The organism is Streptomyces sp. NPDC058195 (genome assembly GCF_042883525.1).
Lineage (GTDB): Bacteria > Actinomycetota > Actinomycetes > Streptomycetales > Streptomycetaceae > Streptomyces.
The window spans coordinates 24178-37348 of sequence record NZ_JBHVVM010000014.1; the positions used below are offsets into that span (position 1 = coordinate 24178).

17 protein-coding genes and 1 tRNA gene are annotated in these 13171 nt (G+C 69.8%); 12 read left to right on the forward strand and 6 right to left on the reverse strand.

Annotated features, from left to right (window positions below; translation table 11 throughout):
* The first annotated feature begins 13 nt into the window (after window positions 1-13).
* From clpS to ACFVWY_RS18830, 7 genes are all read left to right on the forward strand, one after another.
* Complete coding sequence (gene clpS / locus ACFVWY_RS18800) at window positions 14-328, forward strand: ATP-dependent Clp protease adapter ClpS (RefSeq protein WP_389873448.1); 315 nt, start codon at window positions 14-16, stop codon at window positions 326-328.
* 54 nt (window positions 329-382) lie between these two features.
* Window positions 383-967 (forward strand): DUF2017 domain-containing protein, encoded by a 585-nt coding sequence (locus tag ACFVWY_RS18805; protein WP_389873449.1) that lies wholly within the window; start codon window positions 383-385, stop codon window positions 965-967.
* Between the two features lie 201 nt (window positions 968-1168).
* A complete protein-coding gene (locus ACFVWY_RS18810) occupies window positions 1169-2608 on the forward strand; it encodes an amino acid permease (protein WP_389873452.1) in 1440 nt (479 codons plus the stop codon).
* 87 nt (window positions 2609-2695) lie between these two features.
* On the forward strand, window positions 2696-3127 hold the full coding sequence (locus ACFVWY_RS18815) for a Mov34/MPN/PAD-1 family protein (RefSeq protein ID WP_389873453.1): 432 nt from the start codon (window positions 2696-2698) through the stop codon (window positions 3125-3127).
* Between the two features lie 134 nt (window positions 3128-3261).
* Complete coding sequence (locus tag ACFVWY_RS18820) at window positions 3262-3387, forward strand: putative leader peptide (RefSeq protein WP_389873456.1); 126 nt, start codon at window positions 3262-3264, stop codon at window positions 3385-3387.
* Window positions 3388-3562: 175 nt separating this feature from the next.
* Complete coding sequence (locus ACFVWY_RS18825; protein ID WP_389873459.1) at window positions 3563-3841, forward strand: MoaD family protein; 279 nt, start codon at window positions 3563-3565, stop codon at window positions 3839-3841.
* Complete coding sequence (locus ACFVWY_RS18830; protein ID WP_389873462.1) at window positions 3841-4791, forward strand: PLP-dependent cysteine synthase family protein; 951 nt, start codon at window positions 3841-3843, stop codon at window positions 4789-4791. The genes ACFVWY_RS18825 and ACFVWY_RS18830 overlap by 1 nt, the downstream gene beginning before the upstream one ends.
* Before the next feature lie 50 nt (window positions 4792-4841).
* On the opposite strand, the gene ACFVWY_RS18835 is transcribed toward ACFVWY_RS18830, so the two are convergent.
* Complete coding sequence (locus tag ACFVWY_RS18835; RefSeq protein WP_389873465.1) at window positions 4842-5324, reverse strand: type II toxin-antitoxin system PemK/MazF family toxin; 483 nt, start codon at window positions 5322-5324, stop codon at window positions 4842-4844.
* A 178-nt stretch (window positions 5325-5502) separates the two neighbouring features.
* Here ACFVWY_RS18835 and ACFVWY_RS18840 point away from each other — a divergent pair, with 178 nt between their 5' ends.
* Window positions 5503-6255 carry an MBL fold metallo-hydrolase gene (locus ACFVWY_RS18840; RefSeq protein ID WP_389873468.1) on the forward strand — a complete coding sequence of 251 codons (753 nt, stop codon included), beginning with the start codon at window positions 5503-5505 and terminating at the stop codon, window positions 6253-6255.
* A gap of 78 nt (window positions 6256-6333) precedes the next feature.
* On the opposite strand, the gene ACFVWY_RS18845 is transcribed toward ACFVWY_RS18840, so the two are convergent.
* On the reverse strand, window positions 6334-7599 hold the full coding sequence (locus ACFVWY_RS18845; RefSeq protein WP_389873471.1) for a PTS transporter subunit EIIC: 1266 nt from the start codon (window positions 7597-7599) through the stop codon (window positions 6334-6336).
* Window positions 7600-7861: 262 nt separating this feature from the next.
* On the reverse strand, window positions 7862-9172 hold the full coding sequence (locus ACFVWY_RS18850) for a PTS transporter subunit EIIC (protein ID WP_389873473.1): 1311 nt from the start codon (window positions 9170-9172) through the stop codon (window positions 7862-7864).
* 222 nt (window positions 9173-9394) lie between these two features.
* Here ACFVWY_RS18850 and ACFVWY_RS18855 point away from each other — a divergent pair, with 222 nt between their 5' ends.
* The 4 genes from ACFVWY_RS18855 to rdgB all read left to right on the forward strand — a co-directional run bounded on the left by ACFVWY_RS18855 (window position 9395) and on the right by rdgB (window position 11640).
* Window positions 9395-9628, forward strand: coding sequence for a glucose PTS transporter subunit EIIB (locus tag ACFVWY_RS18855; RefSeq protein ID WP_014156020.1), 234 nt, complete (start codon window positions 9395-9397; stop codon window positions 9626-9628).
* Between the two features lie 145 nt (window positions 9629-9773).
* On the forward strand, window positions 9774-10511 hold the full coding sequence (rph, locus tag ACFVWY_RS18860) for a ribonuclease PH (protein ID WP_389873476.1): 738 nt from the start codon (window positions 9774-9776) through the stop codon (window positions 10509-10511).
* 115 nt (window positions 10512-10626) lie between these two features.
* Window positions 10627-11016, forward strand: coding sequence for a hypothetical protein (locus tag ACFVWY_RS18865; RefSeq protein WP_389873478.1), 390 nt, complete (start codon window positions 10627-10629; stop codon window positions 11014-11016).
* A 21-nt stretch (window positions 11017-11037) separates the two neighbouring features.
* Entirely contained in the window at window positions 11038-11640 is a 603-nt protein-coding gene (gene rdgB / locus ACFVWY_RS18870) for an RdgB/HAM1 family non-canonical purine NTP pyrophosphatase (protein WP_389873481.1), read from the forward strand.
* 47 nt (window positions 11641-11687) lie between these two features.
* On the opposite strand, the gene ACFVWY_RS18875 is transcribed toward rdgB, so the two are convergent.
* The 3 genes from ACFVWY_RS18875 to ACFVWY_RS18885 all read right to left on the reverse strand — a co-directional run bounded on the left by ACFVWY_RS18875 (window position 11688) and on the right by ACFVWY_RS18885 (window position 13119).
* Window positions 11688-11762, reverse strand: a tRNA-Leu gene (locus ACFVWY_RS18875).
* A 62-nt stretch (window positions 11763-11824) separates the two neighbouring features.
* The gene (locus ACFVWY_RS18880) at window positions 11825-12469 is read right to left on the reverse strand and encodes an HNH endonuclease (protein ID WP_389873484.1); all 645 of its coding nucleotides are present in this window, start codon (window positions 12467-12469) and stop codon (window positions 11825-11827) included.
* A gap of 8 nt (window positions 12470-12477) precedes the next feature.
* Window positions 12478-13119, reverse strand: a complete 642-nt coding sequence (locus ACFVWY_RS18885) for an HNH endonuclease signature motif containing protein (RefSeq protein ID WP_389873486.1) — start codon at window positions 13117-13119, stop codon at window positions 12478-12480.
* Window positions 13120-13171 lie beyond the last annotated feature (52 nt).

The following is a 13171-nucleotide window of genomic DNA, read 5'->3' on the forward strand; positions in this document are numbered from 1 at the left end:
CCCGGGTGGCAGCATGGGGTGGGTGAGCGTCGCCCCCGCAGAGATCACGCGTCCCGAATCGGCCGAGGAAAGCCTCGTCGTCCCCGAGCCCGACGTCCCCTGGGTGACGCTGGTCCACAACGACCCGGTCAACCTCATGAGCTACGTGACCTATGTCTTCCAGGCCTACTTCGGGTACTCGAAGGACAAGGCGCGCAAGCTGATGATGGACGTCCATCACAAGGGGCGTGCGGTGGTCTCCAGCGGCAGCCGCGAGGAGATGGAGCGTGACGTCCAGGCCATGCACGGCTACGGGCTGTGGGCCACGCTCACCCAGGACCGCAACTAGAGGGTTCTTCCTTCCAGCCCCCCGCACCGACCGACCCATCATCGGAGAAGACCCATGGCCGGCCATTTCGAGGCCACCCCCGGCGGCGGCGCGTCCGTCGTGCTCGACGAGGTGGAGATCGCGATCCTGCGCTCCCTCGCCGTCCAGCTGCTGGAGCTGATCGGTCCCGGCGACGAACCCGCCGAGGGCGCCGACCCGCTCGCCGCCCTCTTCGCGGAGGGGCCCAGCGAGCCACCCGCGGATCCCGCCCTGGCCCGCCTCTTCCCCGACGCGTACGGCACCGACGACAGCGAACTGCGGGCCGCGTCCGCCGAGTTCCGCCGCTTCACCGAGAACGACCTGCGGGCCCGCAAGCGTGTCGACGCCCTCGCCGTCGTCCGTACGCTGGACGCCCTCAAGGCCGACGGGGACGGCGAGGCCGTGCTCGAACTCGACGCCGACGGATCGCGCAGCTGGCTCGGCACCCTCAACGACCTCCGGCTCACCATCGGCACCCGCCTGGAGGTGTCCGAGGAGGACGGCGGCGATCCCGGCTCGCTCTACCGGCTCCCCGACAGCGACCCGCGCAAGCCGATGGTCATGGCCTTCCTCTGGCTCGGCGCGCTCCAGGAGACGCTGGTGGAAACACTGATGCCCTAGCGTCCGGCGCGACCCCGCACGGGTCCGACCGTCGCGTCCGTCCACCCCGTCCGTCCACCCGTCCTGCCCGGTCATGGAACACCATGACGAACACCTCACCTGAACGGTCGTTATTACGGCGACGGGATGCGTTTATCTGCTTTTCCTTGTGCTGACCGCCTCATAATTCCCGGTGGGCAGGCACGGCGAAAGGCGCGGCGCATGACATCGGCACAGCTCGGCGAGGGGCAGGAAGAGCGAAAGGCCCCGGAATTCGCGGACACCGGCGCGGCGGGGGAGGGATACCGGCGCACCCTCGGTGCCCGGCAGATCCAGATGATCGCCATCGGCGGGGCCATCGGCACCGGCCTCTTCCTCGGCGCGGGAAGGGCGATCGCCCAGGCCGGACCCAGCCTCGTCCTGGCGTACGCGGTCGCCGGGCTGGTCATCTTCTTCATCATGCGGGCCCTGGGCGAGCTCCTCATGTACCGCCCGGTGTCGGGCTCCTTCTCCGCGTACGCCCGTGAATTCGTCGGCCCCTTCGCCGGGTTCGCCACCGGCTGGACGTACTGGCTCTTCTGGGTCGTCACCGGAATCACCGAAGTCACCGCCGCCGCCCAGTACATGACGTACTGGTTCGCCGCCCCGCAGTGGCTTTCGGCGCTGGTCTTCACGGTCGTCCTGTACGGCGCGAACCTCATCTCCGTGAAACTCTTCGCGGAAATGGAATTCTGGTTCTCCATGGTGAAGGTCACCGCCATCGTCGGCATGATCCTCATCTGCGCCGGAATTCTCACCCTCGGCTTCTCCGACGCCGGGGACACCGCGTCCGTCACCCGTCTCTGGGCCGACGGAGGATTCTTCCCGCACGGCGTCGCGGGCACCCTGACGACCCTGCAGATCGTGATGTTCGCCTTCCTCGCCGTCGAGCTCGTCGGCGTCACCGCGGGCGAGTCCAAGGACCCCGCGACCGTTCTGCCCCGGGCCATCAACACCGTGCCGTGGCGCATCGCCGTCTTCTACGTCGGCGCCCTGGTCATGATCCTCTCCGTGGTCCCGTGGACCACGTTCAGCCCCGGGGTCTCCCCGTTCGTCGAGGCCTTCCGCACCATGGGGCTCGGCCTCGGCGCCGGAATCGTCAACTTCGTCGTGCTCACCGCCGCGCTCTCCTCCTGCAACTCCGGGATGTACTCCACCGGCCGCATGCTGCGCGACCTCGCCCGCAACGGACAGGGGCCGAGGGGCTTCATCCGGCTCACCCGCGGCGGCACCCCGCTCGCTGGCACCACCTTCTCCGCCGCCCTGATGCTCGTCGGTGTCTGGATCAACTACCGCTGGCCCGGCGACGCCTTCACCTACGTCGTCTCCTTCGCCACCGTCTCCGGCATGTGGGCCTGGATCATGATCCTGGTCTGCCAGCTCCGCTACCGGCGCCTCGCCGACCGCGCGCTGCTCCCGCGCTCGTCCTTCCGGGCCCCCGGGGCCCCGTACACCAGCCTCTTCGCGCTGGCCTTCCTCGCCGTGGTCGTCGTGATGATGGGCCTCGACGCGGAGACCAGGATCGCGCTGTACTGCGCCCCTGTCTGGGCCGCGCTCCTCGGCGTCTCGTACCGGGTCCTCAGGGCCCGTGACCCCGCGAACCGGGCCTTCGCCAAGGGCTGAGCCGCGCGGGGCCGCCCCGTGTTCCACCATGTGGTCCGCTGCGTACCACACTCCGGTACGCGGTGGCCGTCGGCCTATCCTGGCGCCATGCTGACCCTCACCCAGGCGCTCCACGACCAGATCGTCGCGCATGCCCGCGCCGACCACCCCGACGAGGCGTGCGGCGTGGTCGCCGGACCGGCCGGGACCGGCCGCGCCGAGCGGTTCATCCCGATGCTCAACGCCGCCCGCTCGCCCACCTTCTACGAGTTCGACTCCGCCGACCTCCTCAAGCTCTACCGCGAGATGGACGACCGCGACGAGGAGCCGGTGATCATCTACCACTCGCACACCGCGACCGAGGCCTACCCCTCCCGTACCGACGTCACCTACGCCAACGAGCCCGGCGCCCACTACGTGCTCGTCTCCACGGCCGACACCGACGACGCGGGCCCCTTCCAGTTCCGCTCGTACCGCATCGTGGACGGGGCGATCACCGAGGAGGAGGTCCGGGTCGTCGAGGCGTACGAGCCTGCCTGACCCGGCCGGAAAAGCCGCCCGCGGGCGGACGGGAGGCCGGAGCCGGCACTACCCCGTCCGCCTGCCGAACGGCCAGCGTCCAGTAGTTGAGATCACACTCCGGATCGCGGACCGGGAATCGATACGATGAGCGCATGGTTCCCCCTGACGTGAGCGACAAGACGCCGGGCACGCTGCTCGTCGCGCGCCTGCACGTCGACCTGTGCAGGCTCGCCAGCGCGATCTGTCCATGCTGCCCGCCTGCCGGACGCAGGGCCTGACCGGGTCCTGAGCAGGGCCGCGGCCCGAGCAGCACAGCCACCGCACCACCCCCCGCGCGGGGGAACCGGCCGCGCACGCCGCACGCCACTCGCGCACCCAGGGCCTTCCCGCACCCAGCGCCCGTTCCGTATCCAGCGTCCTTCCCGCACCTTCCGCATCCGACAGGAGCCCGTCATGGCCATCGAGGTCCGCATCCCGACCATCCTCCGCACCTACACCGACGGCGCCAAGGCCGTCGAGGGCAACGGCAAGACCCTTGCCGACCTCCTCACGGACCTGGAGAGCCGCCACACCGGCATCCGCGAGCGCATCGTCGACGGCGGCGAGCTCCGCCGCTTCGTGAACGTCTACCTCAACGACGAGGACGTCCGCTTCCTCGACGGCATCGCCACCGAACTGACCGACGGCGACAACGTCACGATCCTCCCGGCCGTCGCCGGCGGCATGCGCTGATGCGGTACGACAGCCCGCTCGCCGCGGTGGGCAACACCCCGCTCGTCCGCCTGCCGCGGCTGTCACCCTCCAGCGACGTCCGCGTCTGGGCCAAGCTGGAGGACCGCAACCCCACCGGCTCGGTCAAGGACCGCCCGGCGCTCCACATGGTCGAACAGGCGGAGAAGAGCGGCCGGCTCACCCCCGGATGCACCATCCTGGAGCCCACCAGCGGCAACACCGGTATCTCGCTCGCCATGGCGGCCAAGCTCAAGGGCTACCGCATCGTGTGCGTCATGCCGGAGAACACCTCCCAGGAACGGCGCGACCTGCTCACCATGTGGGGCGCCGAGATCGTCCCCTCCCCGGCGGCGGGCGGCTCCAACACGGCCGTACGCGTTGCCAAGGACCTGGCAGCCGAGCACCCGGACTGGGTCATGCTCTACCAGTACGGGAACCCGGACAACGCGGGCGCCCACTACGCCACCACCGGCCCGGAGATCCTCGCCGACCTCCCCTCCATCACCCACTTCGTGGCGGGCCTCGGCACCACCGGCACCCTCATGGGCGTCGGCCGCTACCTGCGCGAACACAAGCCGGACGTCAGGATCGTCGCCGCGGAGCCGCGCTACGACGACCTGGTCTACGGACTGCGCAACCTCGACGAGGGCTTCGTCCCCGAGCTGTACGACGCCTCCGTCCTCACCACCCGCTTCTCCGTCGGCTCGGCGGACGCGGTCACCCGCACCCGCGAACTCCTCCAGCAGGAGGGCATCTTCGCGGGCGTCTCCACCGGCGCCGCGCTGCACGCCGCGCTCGGCGTCGGGAAGAAGGCCGTGAAGGCGGGGGAGAGCGCCGACATCGTCTTCATCGTCGCCGACGGCGGCTGGAAGTACCTGTCGACGGGCGTCTACACCGCCCCGTCCACCGAAGCCGCCATCAAAACCCTGCACGGCCAGCTCTGGGCGTAGGCCGTCCTCCGGCGGGCCGGGCCCCCGGGCCCGGCCCGCCGGAGACCCCCTCAGCCCAGCCCCCGCACCCGCTTCCACACCGCCGCGTCCACCACGCCGACCCGCCGCCGGAACGCCCGGACCGCCACGTCCCGGAGCTCGTCCGTCTCCAGGAAGCTCGCCCGGCCCCGCGCGTCGCCCACCGCCCCCGCGGGCAGCGGGATCACCCCGGGCCGCTCCGCGTGGTGCTTGCTGGTGATCTTCACGACACGCGCCGAACCGCCCCGCACCGACAGCACCAGGCACGGCCGGTCCTTGTCCCCGGGCCCGTCCTCGTACGGCACCGCGGCCCACCAGATCTCGCCCGGCCGGGGCCCGTGCCCCACGGCCCGCTCCGGCCCGGAACCACGCCCCGCGCCGCGCCCCGGCCCCGCCGGGGGACGGGTCCGGCCACGCGGTCCGCGCCCGCTCCGGCCCCGGCCGTCGGTGACCGCCGCGACGAGTGCGAGCAGCACGACCAGAGCCAGCGCGATCCACCACCAGGACATGTCCATGCCCCCGACCGTACCGGTGTCCCCGCCGCTTCCATCGAACCGGTGACAGCGCAGGTGAGTTCCCCCACAACGGGCGGCCGTGGAGGAGCGACCGGCTGATTCGCGCCTTACGCTCGACAAACCGCTCAACCGACCGCACGAACCCTCCCCGTTCCCATGTCACGGAGGTTCACGCTCCATGAAGCTCACCGTCGTCGGCTGCTCCGGCTCGTTCCCGTCCCCGGGATCGGCGTGTTCGAGCTACCTCGTAGAGGCCGACGGCTTCCGGCTGCTCCTCGACATGGGCAACGGCGCCCTCGGCGAGCTGCAGCGCCATGTAGGTCTCTACGACCTCGACGCCATCTTCCTCAGCCATCTCCATGCCGATCACTGCATCGACATGTGCGCGTACTTCGTCGTCCGCTACTACCGGCACGACGGCGGACGCCCCACCCCCCTCCCCGTCTACGGTCCGGACGGCACCGAGCAGCGGCTGACCACCGCCCACGCCGACACCCCGTCCGAGCACGCGATGAGCGAGGTCTTCGACTTCCACACGCTGAAGCCGGGATCGTTCGACATCGGCCCCTTCTCGGTCCGTACGGAGAAGGTCTGCCACCCCGTCGACACCTTCGCGATCCGGATCGAGCACGGCGGCCGGTCGCTGGCGTACTCCAGTGACACGGGGATCTGCGAGGCCCTGGAGGAACTCGCGAAGGGGGTCGACCTGTTCCTGTGCGAGGCGTCGTTCGTGCACGGCAAGGAGGACATTCCAGACCTCCACCTCAACGGCCGCGAGGCGGGGGAGACCGCCGCCCGCGCCGGGGTGGGGCGGCTCGTCCTGACCCACATCCCCCCGTGGACCGACGCGGAACGCAACCTGGCCGACGCCCGCACGGTCTTCCACGGGCCGGCGGAGGTGGCGGTGGCGGGCGCGGTGTACGAGGTCTGACTGAGGACGCGGCGAAGCCCGCACCTCCTCCGGTCCGGGAAGGTGCGGGCTTCGCCGCGCGGGTGGGCCGGGCCGGGGTTACTTCGCCTCGGCCTTGAGCAGTTCGGCGAGTTCCTCGTCGGACTCGCGGCCCGGGGTGGGCAGGTTGAACCTGGTGATCGCGAAGCGGAAGACCGCGTAGTAGACCGCCGCGAAGCAGAGGCCGACCAGCACCAGCATCCACGGCTTGCTCGCGATGCCCAGGTTCAGGAAGAAGTCGACGGCGCCCGCGGAGAAGCCGAAGCCGTCCTTCATGCCGAGTCCCCAGGTCAGGGCCATCGACACACCGGTGAGCACCGCGTGGATCGCGTACAGGACCGGGGCGATGAACATGAACGTGAACTCGATCGGCTCGGTCACACCGGTCACGAACGCGGTGAGCGCGAGCGAGAACATCATGCCGCCGACGACCTTGCGGCGCTCGGGGCGGGCGCAGTGCACGATGGCGAGGCAGGCGGCCGGGAGGGCGAACATCATGATCGGGAAGAAGCCGGTCATGAACTGTCCGGCCGTCGGGTCACCGGCCAGGAAGCGGTTGATGTCGCCGCTCTTGCCCTGGAACTCACCGGCCTGGAACCACGGGAACGAGTTCAGCAGGTGGTGCATGCCGACCGGGATCAGCGCACGGTTGGCGACACCGAAGATGCCCGCGCCGACCGCGCCGGAACCCACCAGCCACTCGCCGAAGTTGTGCAGTCCGGTACCGAGCACCGGCCAGATGTAACCGAAGGCGATGCCGATGACCAGACCCGCGAAGGCGGAGAGGATCGGGACCAGACGACGCCCGCCGAAGAAGCCCGCCCAGGCGGGCAGCTTCGTACGGTGGAACCGCTGGTAGAGCAGCGCGACGACGATGCCCATCACCACACCGCCGAGGACCTTGGCGTCCACGGGGGCGTCCGTCATCACGATCTTGCCGTCGACGACCGTCGCGACCTGCGGCAGGCTGCTGTCGGTGAAGGTGGCCAGCACCTTCTGGAAGACCAGGTAGCCGGTGACGGCCGCGAGCGCGGTCGAACCGTCCGACTTCTTGGCGAAGCCGATCGCGATGCCGACGGCGAACAGCAGCGCCATGTTGTCGAGGATCGCGTTGCCGCCCGCGGCCATGAAGGACGCGATCCTGGTGAGGAAGGCGGGGAAGGAGTCCCTGCCGAGCATGTCGTCATGGCCGAGGCGCACCAGCAGTGCGGCGGCGGGCAGCACGGCGACCGGCAGCATGAGGCTGCGGCCGATGCGCTGCATGACCGACATCACGCCGGCGCCCTTCTTCCTGGGAGCCGCGGGCGCGGCGTCTGCCGTGGACATCAACTTCCTCCATGGGGGCAAGGCGCCGCCCAGGATGGTGATGCGGGGGGAGGCGGCGACTCGGAGAACGCGGCAGAGCGCCACATGGTCTGGACCACTCAGTGGTGTAGACCAGTTGTAACACGGTGAGGGCTGGATAAGGAACCTTCGAGATCCGAATACTTCGCATCAGCAATCACTGACTTTCGGTGACATGTGGAAGACCCCCGGGCCGCCTGGGCCCGAGGGTCTTCCTGAAAGCTGTCGCCACCCGCCTGACGTGCTATTTCGTGAGGTTTCTCTCGATCTCCTCCTCCAGTTCGTCGGGTTCCCGGCCCGGCGTCTGGAGATTGAACCGAGTGATCGCGATCCGGAAGATCACGTAGTAAACGACGGCGAAGCCCAGGCCGATCACGATGATCAGCCAGGGTTTGGTCGCCAGGCTCCAGTTGATGACGTAGTCGATCAGCCCCGCCGAGAAGCTGAAGCCGTCCTTCACCCCCAGCGCCCAGGTCACCGCCATCGAGACACCCGTGAGCACCGCGTGGATCCCGTACAGCAGCGGCGCGACGAAGAGGAACGAGTACTCGATCGGCTCGGTGATGCCCGTCACGAACGACGTCAGCCCGACCGACAGCATCATGCCGCCGACCGCCTTGCGCCGGTGCGGCTTCGCGCAGTGGCAGATCGCCAGCGCCGCCGCGGGCAGCGCGAACATCATGATCGGGAAGAACCCCGAAGTGAACTGCCCGGCTGTCGGGTCGCCCGCCAGGAACCGGTTGATGTCACCGTGCACCACCGTCCCGTCCGGCTTGGTGAAGTCACCGAACTGGAACCACACGAAGGTGTTCAGGAACTGGTGCAGCCCGATCACCAGCAGTGCCCGGTTCGCCAGACCGAAGATGCCGGAACCCACCCAGTCCAGATCCACCAGCCACTTCGAGAAGCTCGTCAGCCCGTCACCGACCGGCTGCCACAGCCACGCGCACAGGGCCGCGAAGAGCAGGCCGACGAACGCCATGATGATCGGTACGAGCCTGCGGCCGTTGAAGAAGCCCAGCCAGTCCACCAGCTTCACCCGGTGGTACCGCTGCCAGAACCAGGCCGACAGCAGCCCCATCACGATGCCGCCGAACACCCCGGGGTTCTGGTACGCCGCCGCCGTGACCTTGGCGTCCGTGGTCACGCACGTACCGAACCAGACGCCGCCCGGGGTGAACGTCGAGCTCGGCCCGCAGTCCACCGGGAAGGCGTGCAGCACCGCGTAGTAGACGAGGAACCCGGTCACCGCCGCGAGCGCGGTCGAACCGTCGGACTTCTTCGCCATGCCGATCGCCACGCCGACGCAGAACAGCAGCGGAAGGCCCAGCCCCGAGTCCAGCAGCGCACCGCCCGCCGCCGCGAACACCTTCGCGATGCTGGTCCAGCCCAGACCCTCGTCACCGAATACGTCCGGCTGGCCCAGCCGGTTCAGGATGCCCGCCGCCGGGAGGACGGCGATCGGCAGCTGAAGGCTCCGGCCCATCTTCTGGAGCCCCTGGAAGAAACCGTTCCACCATGTCTTCCGCGGCACTGCGGCGCTGCTCGCGCTCATCGGCATCCTCCCGGAGCGAGGTGGGGTCGGCGGTCGTTGCAAAATGGTGTAGACCAGTTGGGGTACGGTGCGTAACCCGCGTGGAAGACCGGGCACCGATGATCGCCATCATTCGTGACGAGCCAGTCACCCGCTCGCGAAGTTGGGCCAAACGTGCGTTACGGTGACGAAACGGACCCAGGGTGGGCCGTCGCACGCATGTGAAGAACCAGGGAGAAGGCCATGGCCAGCAAGGCTGAGAAGATCGTCGCCGGGCTCGGCGGTATCGAGAACATCGACGAGATCGAAGGCTGCATCACCCGCCTCCGCACCGAGGTCCACGACCCCAGCAAGGTCGACGAAGCCGCGCTCAAGGCCGCCGGCGCCCACGGCGTGGTCAAGATGGGCACCGCGATCCAGGTCGTCATCGGCACCGACGCCGACCCCATCGCCGCCGACATCGAAGACATGATGTGACCGGCCCCCGAAGCCCCCGCTGAGCCACCCGCTCGGCCCCCGCACAGGCCCCGCCCGCCCCGGCCGGGGCCTGCGCCGTACGCGGGACAACGGGCCCGCCCCGCACCCGAACGGCCGCCACCGCACACCCGATAGGGTCGACGCCATGTCTCGTATCGACGGCCGCACCCCCGAACAGCTCCGCCCCGTCACCATCGAACGCGGATGGAGCAAGCACGCCGAAGGCTCCGTACTCATCTCCTTCGGCGACACCAAGGTCTTCTGCACCGCCTCCGTCACCGAAGGCGTCCCCCGCTGGCGCAAGGGCAGCGGCGAAGGCTGGGTCACCGCCGAGTACTCCATGCTGCCCCGCTCCACCAACACCCGCGGAGACCGCGAGGCCGTACGCGGCAAGATCGGCGGACGCACCCACGAGATCAGCCGCCTCATCGGCCGCTCGCTGCGCGCCGTCATCGACTGCAAGGCCCTCGGCGAGAACACCATCGTCCTGGACTGCGACGTCCTCCAGGCCGACGGCGGCACCCGCACCGCCGCCATCACCGGCGCCTACGTCGCCCTCGCGGACGCCGTCGCCTGGGCCCAGCAGAAGAAGATCGTCAAGCACGGCCGCAAGCCGCTGACCGACACCGTCTCCGCCGTCAGCGTCGGCATCGTCGACGGCACCCCCCTCCTCGACCTCTGCTACGAGGAGGACGTCCGCGCCGAGACCGACATGAACGTCGTCTGCACCGGCGACGGACGCTTCGTCGAGGTCCAGGGAACCGCCGAGGCCACCCCCTTCGACCGCGCGGAACTCGGCGCCCTCCTCGACCTCGCCACCGCGGGCTGCGCGGACCTCACCGTCTTCCAGAACGAGGCCCTCGCCCGCACCCTCGGCGCGTAGAGGCCGTCCGGCGAAGCAACCGCGTACGCACCGCACCGCGTCGTTACGAACACGGGCGCACGGATCGAACCGTGCGCCCGTCCGTGCATCCGCACCAGGGGAGGAACCGCACACCATGGCCAAGGCCGCCCGCCAGCGCATCGCCGCCGCGCTGACCCTGACCGCACTCACCCTCACCGCAGCGACCGGCTGCGGCGCCGTCGACAAGGCACTGGACTGCGTCCGCACCGCCGACGCCATCGCCACCAGCGTGGACAACCTCCAGCAGGCCGTCTCCCGCGCAAGCAGCGACCCCACCCAGGCGTCCGAGGCCCTCGACGAGATCGACAAGGAAATCGGCGAACTCGGCCGCACGACCGGCGACGCCGACCTCGGCAAGGCCATCGCCGACCTCCAGAACGGCGTCGCCGAAGCGCGCGGGGCCATCGACAAGGGCGACGCCACCCCCGACATCAGCTCGGTCACCGACGCCGCCGCGGAGATCGCCAAGGTCTGCACCTCCTGACCACCCCCGATACTGGGGGGCATGACCCGCCTCATCCTCGCCACCCGCAACGCCGGGAAGATCACCGAACTCCACGCGATCCTCGCCGACGCAGGCCTCACCCACGAGCTCGTCGGCGCGGACGCGTACCCGCACATCCCGGACGTCAAGGAGACCGGCGTCACCTTCGCGGAGAACGCCCTGCTCAAGGCCCACGCCCTCGCCAAGGCCACCGGGCACCCCGCGATCGCCGACGACTCCGGCCTCTGCGTGCACGTACTGGGCGGCGCCCCCGGCATCTTCTCCGCCCGCTGGGCAGGCCGCCACGGCGACGACCAGGCCAACCTGGACCTGCTCCTGGCCCAGCTCTCCGACATCGACGCCCCCCACCGCGGCGCCCACTTCGCCTGCGCCGCCGCCCTCGCCCTGCCCGACGGCACGGAACGCGTCGTCGAGGGCCGCCTGACCGGCACCCTGCGCCACGTCCCCGCGGGCACCCACGGCTTCGGCTACGACCCGATCCTCCAGCCCGAGGGCGAGACCCGTACCTGCGCGGAACTGACCCCCGCCGAGAAGAACGCCATCAGCCACCGCGGCAAGGCCTTCCGGGCGCTGGCACCGGTGGTGCGGGAGCTGGTGGGGTGAAACGACGGATGCCCGGCCCCCGGGGGCCAGGCATCCGTCGTTTCCGGTGCGCCCGGTCGGATTCGAACCGACACAAACACGACCACCTAAAGATCGCCGCTCACCAGTTGGCGTACGGGCGCAAACCAGAAGTCAGCTTACCGTTCCGCGCGGGCCGCGAGGGGGAAAATCCAGTCAGAGAGCGTCAGGGAACGCTTCGGGAGCTTCCTCCCCGGCACCAGGTGCTGGTGGTGGCGTGGCAGTTCGGGCACAACAGCCGCAGGTTCGCGGGCCGGTCGTCACTCCAGTCCCCATCGACGTGGTCGATTTCGAGTGTCATCGGCTTCCCGAGCCACCTGGGACCGGTGCCGCACTCCGCACACTTCTCCGGCACGCCGGCTTCACGGAGCGCCCGGCGCAGCAGCGCGGTCCTGGTGCGCCGCTTGCCGTCGTGCTTGACCAGGATGTCCGAGTGGTGCCTGCGAGGGGTCGTGCCCGGCTTGCCGCGTTGATGGGCCTGCCCCAGGAAGTGCGTGGTCGTGATGTTCTCCTCAGCGATCCACCGGCGCAGGGCGGCGCGCTGGCTGGTGTTGTCCGGACGCTGGAGCCGGCGAAGCACACCGGCGACCGAGATCGATTCGGCGACTGCCGTACGCAGCTCTTCGGAGAGGGGACGGGGCACCCTGTCAGGAGGACGGAAATGTGAGATGTCGATGCCGTAGTGGGCGAACCGTCCCGCGAGGTGCCTGCGCAGACGGCTGTAGGGCCGGGTGCCGAAGAAGGCGATGACCTCGTCGAGGCCGGAACAGCACGCGGCGGCTTCCGCCAGACGTACGCGGGTGTACTGCACGCTGTCGCTCACGAGCGGGCGCGGCGCTTGCCGCGCCCGCGGTAACGGTCCGTCGTCGCATGGCAGTTGGGGCAGAGGAACCGAAGGTTCTCGATGCGGTTGTCGCGCCAGTTGCCGTCGATGTGATCGACCTCCAAAGGGAGTGGGCGCCCCCTCCAGACGCGCTCACCGCCGCACAGCGCGCAGCGCTCCGGCATGCCCGAGGCCGCCATGGCCCATGTGATCCGGTCGCCCGGAACGCGGCGGGCACGAGCCGGTGACTGCTCGACGAGCAGGCTCTCCGGTGTCCGGGGCCGCCAGGGCCTGCCTTTCCGGTGCGGCGCCCCGAAGTGTGAGATGTCGATGCCGTACGCCTTGATGCGGCGGCTGATGTGGGTGTGGTGGCCGCCGACCACGTCCAGTCCGAGGCGGGCAAGCACCTCGCGCATGTTCGTCGATGCCGAGACCGCCGCCTGAAGGATGTCCCGGCTCCACTTGGTCTCCCGTTCGAAGTGGGCCGTGTTCACCCCCAGCTTCCTCATCCGGGCGGCGAGATACCGCCGTGTCGGACTCTTCGGGTCGACACCCAGACGCGTCAGTGCCTCCGTCAGCGTCCGCGCTTTCCGGGCCGCGTCCTCCAGACGCTCCCGCGTGTAGGGACTCGCTGCCATGCTCTCCTCCGTATCCGGCCGTGTGTTCGTGGCCTCGTACGGATCAACGCTT